This window comes from Luteipulveratus halotolerans (assembly GCF_001247745.1).
Taxonomy (GTDB): domain Bacteria; phylum Actinomycetota; class Actinomycetes; order Actinomycetales; family Dermatophilaceae; genus Luteipulveratus; species Luteipulveratus halotolerans.
Genome location: NZ_LAIR01000002.1, coordinates 3,253,408 through 3,267,775, shown reverse-complemented (window position 1 = coordinate 3,267,775; position 14,368 = coordinate 3,253,408). Strand labels below are relative to the sequence as shown.

Here is a 14,368-nt window from a genome sequence, read left to right as displayed (position 1 = left end):
GTCAGGCAGGGGAGTGCAGCTCGGCTGCTTGGCGGCGTGCGAGCCGCTTCATGCCTTCGGACGGGTGCACGGGCTGCGGCCACTTGGGCGTGAGCGCGTCGCCCTCGCGTACGCCGCTCATGCGCCGGCGGACCAGCGGGATCACCTCCGAGCGCACGAACACCCGCTCCTCGGCGATCGCCTGGCGCCAGGTGCGTGGCTCCCACGCCGGCAGCTCGGGCAGCTTGAGCGTGTGCGGGATCCCGAGGGCGTCGAGGAAGTGCCCGGCGAGCCGCTTGTGGCCGACCTTCGACATGTGGATCCGGTCGGGGCTCCAGAGCCGCCGGTCGTCATACTCGCGCAGCAGCGTGTGGTCGAGCAGCTGTGCGTCGTACGAGCGTGACAGCTCGCGAACACCGTTGTTGAAGAAGCGAATTCGGCGCCGCAGCGGCTCGAGCATGGAGGAGACCTTCATGTCGAAGGTCGTGAACACCATGACCCTGGCCCCCGACGCGGCGAGCCGGGCGAGGGCCGCTTCGTACCGCTGCATCACCGAGTCCATGTCGACCCGGAGCGAGAGGATGTCGTTGCCGCCGGCGTAGAACGTGACGAGCGTCGGCTGCAGTGCGAGCGCCGCGTCGAGCTGCTCGGCGACGACCTCGTCGAGGACCTTCGAGCGGATCGCCAGGTTGGCGTACTCCCACCCGGGGTCGTGCCGACCCATCTGACGCGCTGCGCGATCAGCCCAACCGCGCACGCCGTTGGGGTACATCACGTTGTTGTCGCCCACACCTTCGGTGAACGAGTCACCGATCGCGACGAATCGCCCGGCCATCGCTGCGAGACGGTACGCCGCGACGGCGAACGTCGGGTGACGTGGCGGCAACGCTTCCTGAAAGAAAGCAAGCGGACACGATCTGTCCGCTGGCCTGGCTACGGTCGCAGCATGGACATGAAGCTGGAGCTGGTGACCGTGCCCGTGAGCGATGTCGACCGGGCCAAGGAGTTCTACGTGAAGGTCGGTTTCAACGCCGACCACGACCAGGTGGTCAACGAGCAGCTGCGGTTCGTGCAGCTGACGCCGCCGGGGTCGGCCTGCTCGATCTGCATCGGCACGGGTCTCACCACGGCCGAGCCCGGCTCGGCGGCGGGCCTGCAGTGCGTGATCGACGACGCCGACGCCGCACACGCTGACCTCACGGAGCGCGGCATCGAGGTCAGCGACGTCGACGAGCAGGCGTGGGGCCGGTTCGTCTACTTCGCCGACCCCGACGGCAACCGCTGGGCCCTGCAGCAGCTGCCCGACCGGTCGGGTCAGTAGACCCCGAGCTCCCAGAGCGAGACGCCGTACGACGTGGCCCGGGCCTGGGCGAGCACGCGCAGGTGCCGGGCCGTCGTACCGTCCGGCAGCTGCTGCACCTCGTGGCCGCCGGCGCTGCCCGTGACCCGCTTGACCGTGCGCCACGTGACGCCGTCGTCGGAGACCTGGATGTCGTAGTCGCGGGCGTACGCCGCCTCCCACCGCAGCGAGACACGGTCCAGCGGGCGTGACGAGCCCAGGTCGACCGCGATCCACTGGCCGTCCTTCCAGCTGCTCGCCCACCGCGTCTGCTCGTTGCCGTCGGAGGCGGGGTGGCGCTGGAAGATCTGGTCCTGCGCGCTGCTCGCCGTGACGAGCCGGCCCGTGGCGAGGTTGGCGGCGGGCTCGGCCTTCGCCTGCTCGGTGCCCGCCCATGTACGCAGGTACGACTCGGGTCCGCGCATCAGGTCGTCGACGACCTTCTGTCCGCCGACCAGTCGCAGGTCCTCGACGTAGTCGGGGACGAGCCCGTAGTGCGCGACGCCGTCGACGTTGACGTCCCAGGTGCGCTCACCCGTGCGCTGCTTGTCGATGACCGAGCCGCCGTCGACGGACCGGAACGGGTACTTCACGGGGTCGGACGCTGCGTCGTCGCGCGGCGGAGGTGTGCCACCGAACCCGTTCATGTCGAAGCCGAATCCGATTCCGGTGCCGTACTTCTCGCGGATCGGCTGGGTGCGCTTGTACTCGGCGACGAAGTCCTTGGACGCGTGCCCGTAGATCGTGGAGAAGCCGCCGAGGGCGTACAGGCGGTCGAGGTAGCCCTCGTCCATCCAGGAGTGCGAGGCGAGGGCGCCGGGGTACGCGCTCTCCTCGAGGAGGGTCAGTGTCTGACCGGCCGCCTTGGCGCTCATGTGGTCGACCTCGACCATCATCCCGCGCTTCATCATGCCCTTGACCATGTAGGCGCCGAGGTCGCTGAGGCCGCGGGTGTTGCAGACGGCGCCGGAGGAGTAGACCGGGGCGACCGGCGGCAGGAGCCTGCCGAGCTCGGGCGGCACCTGTGCGCCGCCGGGGTTGTGGTCGTGCGGCTTGCTGGCGTCGCACGGCTTGGCGTCCCACCAGGTGCCGGTCGAGAGGAACTGGCCGGCGTTGATGATCGCGCCCTGGGTGCCCTCGTCGAACCGCACGCCGCACAGGGCGTTGTCGAACTTGTGGCACGGGAACATCGAACGCACGCCGAGGGCGTACATCTCGTCGAGGCCCTTGTCGATGTCGGCCTTGCTGCACTGCGCGACGCCGAGGATCTGCTTGCAACCAAAGGGTTCTGAGGTCTCGACGCCGAGCACGACCGCGAGCTTGCCCTGCTGGATGACGGTGCGCGCCTCGGCACTGGACTTCACCACCCGGAACCAGCCCTTGCCCGGGCCGCCGTACTGGTTGTCGACGAACGTCTGCAGCGCGTAGGTGTCCTTGGCCTGCAACCGGATCGCATCCATCTCGTTGCACGACTGGTAGGTGCCGGGGTTGATCGAGCAGAGCACGCCGTTGCTGACGAGGTCGTTGACCATGACTCGCTGGCCACCGCGCCAGGCCCGCTCGACCCACCGGTAGTACATCTGCTGGTGGGTCAACGAGTTGTACGACGGCCAGTCCTTGAACGTCGGCCAGCCGGTCACGTCGTGCTTGCGGAACGGGTCGGACCCGTTGGTGAGGTTCTCCAGCAGCGCGGTGCTGCCGTCGGTGCCGTGCGACGGGCAGTCGCGCAGCGCGTCGGCGATGCCCTCCTCGGAGAAGACCTTGCCGCAGACCGCGGCGCCGCCCATGCCGTCCTGCATGAACATGTGCGTGTGCGCGTCGATGAGCCCGCGGACGGTGCCGTCCGGTGCGGTGCCGGTGAACGGCGTACCGGTGACGTTGACCTCGGACTCAGGTGAGGGCAGGACCGGACCGCTGGCCGAGTGAGCAGCCCCGGGCGAGAAGGCCGCGGCGCCGGCCAGGCCGACGGCGGCGAGTGCGGTGCTGAGCAGGGCTGCGCGCATGGGGACGCTCCTGGGGTCGGGTGACCCGCAGTGTGGTGGAGGTCACCTGACTTGGTCAAGAGTCCAACTACGGCGGCCGCGGTCCCGACGGCATCAGCGGTTAGTGTCGCGGTCTGACGAAGGGAACGATGTGGCGCGAGTGTCGGCCGATGAACGACGGCAGCTGCTGGTCGAGGCGGCGATCAGGGTGATGCTGCGCGACGGCGTCGCTCAGGCCACGACTCGCGCGATCGTCGCGGAGGCCGACATGCAGCTCGGCATGTTCCACTACTGCTTCCGCTCCAAGGGCGAGCTGTTGGAGCAGGTCGTCGAGGCCATCACCGCGCACTCGCTCGAGCGCGTCGAGGAGATCGGGCGGGGCGGCGGCACCGTGCGCGACACGCTTCGCAGCACCATGCGGGCCTACTGGGACCACGTGCTCGCGCACCCCGACGAGCACCAGCTGACGTACGAGCTCACGCAGTACGCGTTGCGCCGGCCCGGGCTGGAGGACGTGGCTCGTCGGCAGTACGAGTTCTACCTGCAGACGCTCACCCGGCTGCTCGACGAGGCCGGCGCGGCGTTCGGGCAGGAGTTCTCGGTGCCCACCTCGGTGATCGCGCGCTACCTGATCACCGTGCTCGACGGGCTGACGCTCAACTGGCTGATCCTGCGCGACGACGGCGATCCCGAGGCCGTGCTCGACCAGGCTGCCGACCACGTGTCCGGCCTCGTCTCCACGGTCTGACGCCGGCCGCCTGGCACAGTGATCGTGTGCTGACCTATCTGCTGCTCTTCCCCGAGCGTGACGACGCCGAGAAGGTTGCCGAGGACCTCGCCGAGGACAGTCTGGGCGAGGTCCGCGTCGTCCGCGAGGCGCTCGCCGGCGAGGACGACTCCGAGTCGCACGAGTGGGGGGTCTACGTCCAGATCGACACCATCGACGACCCGTCCAGCGCGCTGGCCAAGGCCTTGACCGAACGGTTCACCGCGGTCGCTCACGAGTACGACGGGTGGCTCGACCAGCACCCCTAGTCGCCCAGGCGCGACAGCTGAGTCTCGAACGCTGCCAACGCTTCTGGGCCGAACAGCACGAATCGGACGAGGCTCAGGTGGGGGAGCAGCGATGAGTCGTGCACCGTGCGTACGCCGACCTCGGCGACCTCGTCGACGACCCACCCGAAGATCCCTGCGCTGATGGCTGGGAAGGCGATCGAGCGCGCCCCGACCCGGACGGCCTCGCGCAAGGACGACTCGAAGCACGAGCCGTGGTGTGTCAACCGTTTCGGGGCAGACGAACGGCCCGCGACTCCCTCAGGAGTCGCGGGCCGTCGAGCGTCGAGGATCAGGCGAGCCTGCTGGCATGGTCGTGACGACCGGAGCTCGCAGACAGTCGATCGAACAGCGGCTGCGAGCCGGACCCGAACGCGGGCCTGGCTCAGTGCGAGAAGGCTGCGTGACGGTAGTAGCTGAACAGCGGCTGGCGCTGCTCGAGGCGCACGCGACGGTTGCGGGCGAAGTACTGGACGGACCAGACGCCGGCGGTGGCGGCGGTCACGATCAGGGCGAGGCCGACGATGATGCTGAGGCCGACGAAGAAGGCGGGAAGAGCGTTCATGATGAGTTCCTTTCTACATCTGTAGTGCGGCTCTGACTAAGAAACTACACCTGTAGTGACCAGGGTGCAAACGCAGGTCGCGTGGCCTTCGTCACGGCTACTCGCGCGTTCGACGTACGAGCGTGGTTCTGCGGATCTAGAGTTTCGCCACCCGTGCCGCTACCGCGGTGCGACCGGCACTAGGAGAGCCCGTGCGCCCGACCGCATCCCCTCATCGATCTCGACGGCGAACGGCCACCGCCGTCGTCGCCGTCGCGGGCCTCGCGCTCGCCCCTCTGGTCGCCGCGGCGACCTCGCCCGCGTCCGCTGCCCCCACGGGGCAGAAGGCCCGCTACATCGTGCAGGTCGCGGGGGCGCCGCTCGCCAGCTACACGGGCGGTGAGAGCGGTCTCGCCGCGACCAAGCCCGCAGCCGGTAAGAAGGTCCAGCGTGACAGCGCCGCGGGGAAGGCGTACGCCGGTCACCTGCGTGGCAAGCGCTCGTCGGTGCTGAGGTCGATCGGCAGCTCGGAGTCGGCCGTCACCCGCACCTACGACGTCGCGTTCAACGGGTTCGCCGCCTCGCTCACCCCGGCTCAGGTGGCCCAGCTCCAGAAGTCGCCCCAGGTACTGCGCGTCTGGAAGGACGAGGAGCGCCACGCCGACACGACCACGACGCCGACGTTCCTCGGGCTCGACGGCCCCACCGGTGTGTGGCAGCAGAAGTTCGGAGGGCCGGACAAGGCCGGCCAGGGCATCATCGTCGGCGACATCGACTCGGGCATCTGGCCCGAGAGCGCGTCCTTCGCCGCCACCTCGCAGACCCCCGCCGAGGCCGCTGCGATCAAGGCCAAGTGGAAGGGCCGCTGCGACGCCGGCGAGTCCGGTACGCCCGTGGTCTGCAACAACAAGCTGATCGGCGCGCGCTACTACAAGGACGCCGCGACCGTCATCCCCGAGGAGTTCGTCTCGCCGCGCGACTTCAACGGGCACGGGACGCACACCGCGTCGACGGCCGCCGGCAACAACGGCGTCGACGCCTCGATCAACGGCTCGCCGGTCGGCAAGACCAGCGGTATGGCTCCGGGCGCCCGCATCGCGGCGTACAAGGCGCTGTGGGAGAAGGCCGACCACAGCGGCGCGAGCGGCAGCACCAGTGACCTCGTCAAGGCCATCGACGACGCGGTCGGCGACGGTGTCGACGTCATCAGCTACTCGATCTCGGGCTCGAGCACCTACGTCGTGACCGCCGACGAGCTCGCGTTCCTCGGCGCTGCCGACGCGGGCGTGTTCGTCTCGACGTCGGCCGGCAACAGCGGTGACACTGTCGGTGAGTCCAGCGTCGCCCACAACTCGCCGTGGACGATGACGGTCGCCGCGAGCACCCACGACCGCGGTGTCGCCAAGACGGTCACGCTCGGCAACGGCCAGAAGTACACCGGCGTCGGTGTGGGCGGGACCGTCGGTCCGGCGCCCGTCATGACGGCGGCCTCGGTGGCCGCGTCCGGCGCGCCGGCGCAGGCCGTCGACCTGTGCTTCAGCGACGTCGACCAGGACGCCTCCAACGGTGTCCAGCCGGCGCTCGACCCGGCCAAGGCCGCCGGCAAGATCGTCGTCTGCAAGCGTGGCAGCAACGCCCGCATCGACAAGAGCGCCGCGGTCAAGGCGGCCGGTGGGGTGGGCATGGTGCTCGCCAACACCTCCGCGAGCCAGTCGCTCGACGCCGACTTCCACGAGGTGCCGACCGTCCATCTCGACAGCACCGCCGGTGCGGCGGTGCTCGCGTACGCCGCGACGTCGGGCGCGACGGCCACCATCGGCGCCACCGACACCAGCGCCGTCCGGGCTCCGCAGATGGCCGGGTTCTCGTCGTACGGTCCGGCGCTCGCCGGTGGCGGAGACCTGCTCAAGCCCGACATCACCGCGCCGGGCTCGGGCGTCATCGCCTCGGTCGCGCCTCCGGGCAACAACGGCAACAGCTTCGACTCCTACTCCGGCACGTCGATGTCGACGCCGCACATCAGCGGGATCGCAGCGCTGGTCAAGCAGGCCCACCCGACCTGGTCGCCCGCCGCGGTCAAGTCGTCGCTGATGACGACGGCGACCACGCTCGACAACGAGGGCAAGCCGATCCAGCGCGCCGGCAAGGACGCCACACCGCTCGACTACGGCGCGGGCCACGTCCGCCCGGCGCAGTCGTTCAACCCGGGCCTGGTCTACGACGCCGGGATCACCGACTGGCTGAAGTACTCGTGCGGGATCGACCAGCTGCAGCTGGTCACCGAGGACGGCACCTGCGACCAGATCGGCCGCATCGACCCCAGCGACCTCAACTACCCGAGCATCGCGATCGGTGACCTCGCCGGCACCCAGACGGTCAAGCGCACGGTGACCAACGTCGAGGGTCGCGCGACCCAGTACACCGCGTCGGTGCAGGCTCCGGCCGGGTTCACGGCCACGGTCACGCCGTCGACGCTCACGATCCCGCCGGGGCAGTCGCGCAGCTTCACGGTGACGCTGACGCGGACCAGCGCGGCGTACGGGAAGTATGCGTTCGGCTCGCTCACCTGGAAGGGCAACCGCGGGCAGGAGGTCCGCAGTCCGATCGCGGTCCAGGCTGTTGCTGCCGCTGTCACGGCCGAGACGGTGCAGAGCACGCCGTCCGGCACGGCCGAGCTGTCGGTGCGCCCGGGTTTCACCGGCACGCTGTCGGCCTCGCCGGTCGGCCTCGTCGCCGGTGAGGTGCACGTGTCACCGACCACGCAGAGCCAGGACAGCAGCGTCCAGGTGACGATCCCGGCCGGCACCAAGGTCGCCCGGTTGGCGACCTACGACGCCGACGTCCCCGCCGGCACCGACATCGACCTGGTCGTCACCAAGGACGGCCATCAGGTCGGGTCGAGCGGCGGCGGCACCGCTGAGGAAGTCGTGACGCTGCAGGACCCGGCGCCGGGCACCTACACCGTCGAGGTCGACCTGTTCTCAGGTCCGCAGGCTCTCGACGTCAAGGTCAACTCCTTCGCCGTCGGCTCGGCCGCGGCCGGCAACCTGACCGCCACGCCGGCGAGCCAGGAGGTCACGATCGGTGCGTCGGCCACGGTCGCGGCGTCGTGGAGCGGGCTGACCGCAGGCACGCACTACCTCGGCGCCGTGCTCTTCGGTGACGGCAGCAACGAGGTCGGGCGCAGCCTGATCACCGTCAACCCCTGACCGAGCAGCGCACGACGAGGCCTCGGACCGCCAGCGGTCCGAGGCCTCGTCGTCTCCGGCCGGGCGCCGCTCAGGTGATGCACCGAGCACAAACTTGAGCGGAATGGACTCAACTCTGTGGGCGTTGACAAGAGTGACGGTATGCTGGGCAGGCTGTCCACGAGAACGCGCTGCCCGGCGTACGGCATCCACTGACGACGATCAAGGGGAGACGACACCTTGGACCTGCAGCTCACGACCAAGGCGCAGGAGGCCCTGGCCTCCGCCGTGCGCCACGCGACCACCGCCGGCCAACCTCAGGTTGAGCCCGCTCACCTGCTGCTCGCGCTCACCGAGCAGACCGACACCACGACCGCGCCGTTGCTCGAGGCGGCGGGTACGACGGTCGCTGCCGCCCGCAGCGCCGCCGAGTCGGCCATCGCCGCCATGCCTGCCGCGAGCGGGTCGTCGGTGGCGCAGCCGTCGATGTCGCGTGCTCTGCTCAACGTGCTGGAGCAGGCTCGTGAGCTCATGACATCGATGGGCGACACGTTCGTCTCGACCGACCACCTGCTGGTGGCGACCGCCCGCATCGGCGACCTCGGGCTCGACGCCGCGGCCATCGAGCAGGCGATCCCCGCCACCCGCGGTGGCGCCAAGGTCACCTCCGCCGAGCCCGAGGGCACGTTCGAGGCGCTCGAGAAGTACGGCACCGACCTCACCGCGGCCGCGCGTGAGGGCCGCCTCGACCCGGTGATCGGCCGCGACTCCGAGATCCGCCGCGTCGTGCAGGTGCTGTCTCGGCGTACCAAGAACAACCCCGTGCTCATCGGTGACCCGGGCGTCGGCAAGACCGCCGTCGTCGAGGGCCTCGCCCAGCGCATCGTCGAGGGCGACGTGCCCGAGTCGCTGCGCGACAAGCGTCTGATCTCGCTCGACCTGGGCGCGATGGTGGCCGGCGCGAAGTACAGGGGCGAGTTCGAGGAGCGGCTCAAGGCCGTGCTGGAGGAGATCAAGGGCTCCGACGGCGAGGTCGTGACGTTCATCGACGAGCTGCACACCGTGGTCGGCGCGGGCGCGTCCGGTGAGGGCGCCATGGACGCCGGCAACATGCTCAAGCCGATGCTGGCCCGCGGTGAGCTGCGGCTGGTCGGCGCGACCACGCTCGATGAGTACCGCGAGCACATCGAGAAGGACGCCGCGCTGGAGCGACGCTTCCAGCAGGTGTTCGTCGGTGAGCCGTCCGTCGAGGACACCATCGCCATCCTGCGTGGTCTGAAGGAGCGCTACGAGGCGCACCACAAGGTCGCGATCGCCGACTCCGCTCTCGTGGCTGCGGCGTCGCTGTCCGACCGCTACATCACCTCGCGTCAGCTGCCCGACAAGGCCATCGACCTGATCGACGAGGCGGCCTCGCGGCTGCGCATGGAGATCGACTCCTCGCCGGTCGAGATCGACGAGCTGCGCCGCGCGGTCGACCGGCTCAAGATGGAAGAGCTGCACCTGCAGAACGAGACCGATGACGCCTCGCGCGAACGCCTCTCGCGGCTGCAGTCCGACCTGGCCGACAAGCAGGAGCAGCTGGCTGCGCTCACCGCTCGGTGGGACGCCGAGAAGGCCGGCCTCAACCGCGTCGGTGACATCAAGGCCCGCATCGACGAGCTGCGTACGCAGGCGGATCGCCTTCAGCGCGAAGGCGATTACGCCGGTGCGTCCAAGCTGCTGTACGGCGACCTGCCGGCTCTCGAGGCCGACCTCACCTCCGCGCAGGAGGCCGAGGCGACGTCCTCGACCGCGGGCGGCGACGCCCCGATGGTCAAGGAGGAGGTCGAGGCCGACGACATCGCCGACGTGATCTCGTCGTGGACCGGCATCCCGGCCGGACGCCTGCTCGAGGGCGAGACCGAGAAGCTCCTCAAGATGGAGTCGGTCATCGGCGAGCGGCTGATCGGCCAGTCCGACGCGGTGGCCGCCGTCTCCGACGCCGTACGCCGGTCCCGCGCCGGCGTCGCCGACCCGGACCGCCCCACGGGCTCGTTCCTGTTCCTCGGCCCGACCGGCGTCGGCAAGACCGAGCTCGCCAAGTCGCTCGCGGAGTTCCTGTTCGACGACGAGCGCGCCATGGTCCGCATCGACATGTCGGAGTACTCCGAGCGGCACGCGGTCGCGCGGCTGATCGGGTCGCCTCCGGGTTATGTCGGGTACGAGGAGGGCGGCCAGCTCACCGAGGCGGTGCGGCGCCGGCCGTACAGCGTCGTGCTGCTCGACGAGGTCGAGAAGGCTCACCCCGAGACGTTCGACATCCTGCTGCAGGTGCTCGACGACGGCCGCCTCACCGACGGTCAGGGGCGCACGGTCGACTTCCGCAACGTGATCCTGGTGATGACGTCCAACCTGGGCTCGCAGTTCTTGATCGACCCGACCCTGTCGGACGAGGCCAAGCGCGAATCCGTCATGGGCGCAGTGCGATCCGCGTTCAAGCCGGAGTTCCTCAACCGGCTCGACGAGGTCGTGATCTTCGACCCGCTGTCGCAGGACGAGCTCGCGCACATCGTCGACCTGCAGGTCGCGGCGCTCTCGGCGCGCCTCGCGGATCGGCGAATCTCGTTGCAGGTCACCGATGCTGCGCGGCACTGGCTGGCCCAGCAGGGCTACGACCCGGCGTACGGCGCCCGTCCGCTGCGACGTCTGGTGCAGAAGGAGATCGGCGACCGACTGGCTCGTGCCCTGCTCGCGGGCGAGGTGCGCGACGGTCAGCAGGTGCGCGTCGACAAGCCGGCGGACGCCGAGGGCCTCACGCTCGCCTGATCCCTACCCTTTCTCGCCGAGAGGCCCACTCAGCGCCGAGAGGACCACTTGTTGCAGCCCAACGAGTGGTCCTCTCGGCGCGTTCTGTGCCTCTCGGCGAGAAGGTCAGGCGGCCCATGAGTCGGCGCCGGTATCACGCACGCCGAGGCGTAGGAGCACCTGGCGGAAGCGTTCGAGGTCGAGCGCATCCGCCCACACCCAGCGACCGACGCGCCGCCGACCGCCACCACGCAGGCGGTCCTCGCGACGCTTCTCGCGCCAGAGCCGCTCGCCCGCCTGGGTGGGCGACTCGTCGTCGTCGACGCCGTACTTCACCCGGCCGTCGAACTCCCCGATCAGACCGAGCTCCTCCCACCAGAAGTCGACCCGGCCGATCAGGCCGTCTTCGTCGCTGAACGTCGTCTGCAGCGCCGGCCGAGGCACGTTGAGCTGGAACATCCTGGCGCGGCTGAGGGACTCGCCGACCGACTCGGACAACGGATCTGCGAGGTGTACGACGAGCGTCGCCTTGCGCTTGCCGCGCGCGCCTTTGGCCAGGGCCTCGACCTCTGCGCGCAGGTCCGATCGGCTGCACAGCCCGAGTCGGAGCGCATGATCTGCGGTGGCGAGCGCGGACTCGAGGCGTGCCTCGCGGGCGAGGTCGATGACGGTACGAGCGGGGGAGGTGACCAGCAGCCCGCGATGCTCGACCGGCGCAGGCTCCGCCTCGCGCCGACGCCTTCGAGCGCCGGGTGAACGTCCTTTGCTCCCAGCGGAAGTCGTGCGCTCGACGAGGGTTGGCCAGGTGCCGACGATCGGCAGGTCCCACAACGCTGCTGCCGCGTGATGGGAGAAGGTGTGTGCTCCCTGCGCGGCGTGATCCACGGCGTACGCCGCGAGCTGGAGACGTTCGGCCGCGGTGAGCTCGTCGAACGCCGCGCGCGGGACGTAGAGCCCGCGTCGCAGTCGGACGTGGGCGCCGTCGTTCATCGCCTGGTGCGCACGCGTCGGCACCAGGAGCTTTCTCAGCGGCTCGTGCTCCATGGCTGCACAGAGTGGCAGCAGCGCGGGCGCCACTCGCCGGGTTGTCCACAGCGCTCGGCGAGAGGCCCACTTGTCAGCGAGCGGACCACACGTCCGGCCCCAACGCCTAGGCCTCTCGGCGCGAAGTGGGCCTCTCGGCGAAGAGGTGAGCGGATGGAACCCGAACCAGGGTGGGGCTCGTCGTGGGTGGAGTGACCGATTAGCGGTTGCAAATCTCGACGAGACAAGGATGAGCTGATGACCGAGCACCACCACCCCATCCCCACGATCGGCCGCCGCACCCTCCTGGCCGGCGTCGGCGCCACTGCGGTCGCCGCCGCCGTCGGGATCGGTGTCGCCTCGTCCGCTGAGGCGGGCGGGTTCCGCTACCCCAAGCTGCGCCCCGGCGTACGGCATCGCGAGAACGTGCTGCTGCTGAAGTCGTGGTTGAAGATGAACGGCTACAACCCGTCGTACGGGTCGCTGCTGCCGCTGTACGACCGCAAGACCGTCGCGCTCGTACGCCACTTCCAGGTGCGCTGCGCCCTGACGACCGACGGCATCGTCGGCCCCAAGACGTGGTGTGCGCTGATCGCCCATCCCGCCCACAAGGTGACGCTGCGCCGGGGTTCGCGCCGCACCGAGGTCCAGGACCTTCAGATGGCGCTCAACGCCCGCTTCAGCTCGGGGCTGTCCTCCGACGGCGTGTTCGGGGGCAACACCGAGCGTGAGGTGCGTCGCTACCAGCGCATGGTCGGCCTGGCCGCCGACGGTGTGGTCGGCGCCAAGACCTGGCAGCGCCTGTCCATCGGCCGCTGACCGGGTCGGCCGCCGCGGTCAGGGCACGAGCGCGCGGACCAGCAGGTCGGGCACCTCGTACGGCGTCATGTGCCCGACGCTGTCGAGGACGTGCAGCTCGGCGCCCGGGATCGCGGCTGCCGCACGCTCGGACACGCGGTGCGGCAGGATCGTGTCGCTCGTGCCTGTCACGACGGTGACCGGCACCAGCGACAGGGTCTGAGCAGCGCGGCTCTCGTCGTGGTCGAGCAGCGCCGAGAAGTACGAGCTGTAGGCGGCGACCCGTGACGTCCGCAGCATCGCCAGCAGGGCCGCGACGTCCGCCGGCGCCGAGGCGGACCCGAACTGTCGCGCCGCCGCCGTCGCCGGGATCAGGCGCATCCGACCCGGGACGCGGTTGGCGAGGGCGCCCACACGGCGTTCGAGCGGGAGCCCCTTGCGGCGTACGCCACTGATCGCGGTCGATGCCAGCAGCACCCGGCGCAGCCGGCGGGTGAACTCATCGGGGTGGCTGCCCGCGTAGGCCATCACCGTCATCCCGCCCATCGAGTGCCCGCCCAGATGCAGCGGGGAGTCGGCGGGCACGAGCTCGTCGACCACCGCGGCCAGGTCGTCGCCGAGGGCACGCACCGTCTCACCGCGCGGGCGCAGCGAGCCACCGGCGTAGGTCGAGCGCCGTGGCCCCGCTGGTCCCAGGCCACCACACGAAGGTCGCCGCGCTCGGCGAGCAGCCGCATCACCGGAAGCCACGAGCGATAGCTCAGCACCCAGCCGTGCGCGAGCACCACGGTGGGAGCGGTCGAGGGGAGCCCGCGAGGTGCGTGGACGTACGCCGACAGCCGGGCGCCGTCGGCCACGGTCACCTCGTGGCGGAGGAGGGTCAGCGGCATGCGGGACAGCCAACCACGGCGGTTACCAACGGGTAGTCAAAGTCGACCGGCCGATCTCCTGTGATCGTCGACCGCTGTCACACCTCGCTGGCACCCTGTGGCGTATGAGCGGTCCGGGCACACCAGGCGGGACGCCCGAGCGCCCGGCTCTGTTCTTCGCCGACGCAGCCGAGTGGCGGGCGTGGCTCGAGCAGCACCACGCGAGCGAGCCCGAGCTGTGGATGGGCCTGCACAAGAAGCACGTGGCCGACCGGGGCCTCACCTGGAAGGCCGCGGTCGTCGAGGCGTTGTGCTTCGGCTGGATCGACAGCGTGTCGCAGCCCCTTGACGACGACTCGCGACGTCAGCGCTGGAGCCCGCGCAAGGCGTCCAGCAACTGGAGCGCGGTCAACCTCGCCACCGTCGAGCGCCTGATCGAGCAGGGGCGGATGCACCCGGCCGGCCTGGCTGCGTACGAAGCGCGCAGCCCCGAGCGTGAGCGCGTCTACACCTACGAGAAGGCCCCGCAGACCCTGCCGCCGGAGGCCGACGCGCTGCTGCGGTCCGACCCGGCGGCGTCCGCGTTCTGGGACGCCGCGACACCGGGATATCGCCGGATCGCGACCGGCTGGGTGCTGGGCGCCAAGCGCGCCGAGACCCGTGAGCGGCGTCTCGCGGCGCTGGTCGAGGACTGTGCTGCCGGGCGGTTGATCCCGAGCCAGCGCTACGGCGTCGAGCCTGCCTGGGTACGCCGGGCGCTCGCCGCGTCCGCCGAGGCACGCACCCTGAGCGACACCTGAGGAACC

At 70.2% G+C, this 14,368-nt stretch carries 12 protein-coding genes and 1 pseudogene; 7 read left to right on the top strand and 6 right to left on the bottom strand.

The window, feature by feature from the left end; genetic code table 11:
- Position 1: 1 nt before the first annotated feature.
- Complete coding sequence (locus tag VV01_RS16405) at positions 2-814, bottom strand: SGNH/GDSL hydrolase family protein (protein WP_050671983.1); 813 nt, start codon at positions 812-814, stop codon at positions 2-4.
- A 111-nt stretch (positions 815-925) separates the two neighbouring features.
- On the opposite strand from VV01_RS16405, the gene VV01_RS16400 reads away from it, so the two are divergent.
- On the top strand, positions 926-1,300 hold the full coding sequence (locus VV01_RS16400; RefSeq protein ID WP_050670826.1) for a VOC family protein: 375 nt from the start codon (positions 926-928) through the stop codon (positions 1,298-1,300).
- On the opposite strand, the gene VV01_RS16395 is transcribed toward VV01_RS16400, so the two are convergent.
- Complete coding sequence (locus VV01_RS16395) at positions 1,294-3,321, bottom strand: discoidin domain-containing protein (protein WP_050670825.1); 2,028 nt, start codon at positions 3,319-3,321, stop codon at positions 1,294-1,296. The two genes, VV01_RS16400 and VV01_RS16395, sit on opposite strands and share 7 nt — an antisense overlap.
- A 139-nt stretch (positions 3,322-3,460) precedes the next feature.
- Here VV01_RS16395 and VV01_RS16390 point away from each other — a divergent pair, with 139 nt between their 5' ends.
- The gene (locus VV01_RS16390) at positions 3,461-4,048 is read left to right on the top strand and encodes a TetR/AcrR family transcriptional regulator (RefSeq protein WP_197275072.1); all 588 of its coding nucleotides are present in this window, start codon (positions 3,461-3,463) and stop codon (positions 4,046-4,048) included.
- Between the two features lie 26 nt (positions 4,049-4,074).
- Entirely contained in the window at positions 4,075-4,335 is a 261-nt protein-coding gene (locus tag VV01_RS16385) for a ribonuclease E inhibitor RraB (RefSeq protein WP_050670823.1), read from the top strand.
- On the opposite strand, the gene VV01_RS24455 is transcribed toward VV01_RS16385, so the two are convergent.
- The gene (locus tag VV01_RS24455) at positions 4,332-4,547 is read right to left on the bottom strand and encodes a macro domain-containing protein (RefSeq protein ID WP_231635260.1); all 216 of its coding nucleotides are present in this window, start codon (positions 4,545-4,547) and stop codon (positions 4,332-4,334) included. The two genes, VV01_RS16385 and VV01_RS24455, sit on opposite strands and share 4 nt — an antisense overlap.
- A gap of 191 nt (positions 4,548-4,738) precedes the next feature.
- Entirely contained in the window at positions 4,739-4,918 is a 180-nt protein-coding gene (locus VV01_RS24450) for a hypothetical protein (RefSeq protein ID WP_050670821.1), read from the bottom strand.
- 191 nt (positions 4,919-5,109) lie between these two features.
- Here VV01_RS24450 and VV01_RS16370 point away from each other — a divergent pair, with 191 nt between their 5' ends.
- Positions 5,110-8,106, top strand: coding sequence for a S8 family peptidase (locus VV01_RS16370; RefSeq protein ID WP_050670820.1), 2,997 nt, complete (start codon positions 5,110-5,112; stop codon positions 8,104-8,106).
- A gap of 219 nt (positions 8,107-8,325) precedes the next feature.
- On the top strand, positions 8,326-10,893 hold the full coding sequence (clpB, locus tag VV01_RS16365; protein WP_050670819.1) for an ATP-dependent chaperone ClpB: 2,568 nt from the start codon (positions 8,326-8,328) through the stop codon (positions 10,891-10,893).
- A gap of 105 nt (positions 10,894-10,998) precedes the next feature.
- Here clpB and VV01_RS16360 read toward each other — a convergent pair whose 3' ends face one another.
- Positions 10,999-11,916 (bottom strand): hypothetical protein, encoded by a 918-nt coding sequence (locus VV01_RS16360; protein WP_050670818.1) that lies wholly within the window; start codon positions 11,914-11,916, stop codon positions 10,999-11,001.
- Between the two features lie 237 nt (positions 11,917-12,153).
- Here VV01_RS16360 and VV01_RS16355 point away from each other — a divergent pair, with 237 nt between their 5' ends.
- On the top strand, positions 12,154-12,714 hold the full coding sequence (locus VV01_RS16355; RefSeq protein ID WP_050670817.1) for a peptidoglycan-binding domain-containing protein: 561 nt from the start codon (positions 12,154-12,156) through the stop codon (positions 12,712-12,714).
- 18 nt (positions 12,715-12,732) lie between these two features.
- Here VV01_RS16355 and VV01_RS16350 read toward each other — a convergent pair.
- Positions 12,733-13,430, bottom strand: a pseudogene (locus tag VV01_RS16350) (alpha/beta fold hydrolase).
- Positions 13,431-13,687: 257 nt separating this feature from the next.
- Between VV01_RS16350 and VV01_RS16345 the strand changes: the two are divergent.
- Complete coding sequence (locus VV01_RS16345; RefSeq protein WP_050670815.1) at positions 13,688-14,362, top strand: YdeI/OmpD-associated family protein; 675 nt, start codon at positions 13,688-13,690, stop codon at positions 14,360-14,362.
- Positions 14,363-14,368: the final 6 nt, after the last annotated feature.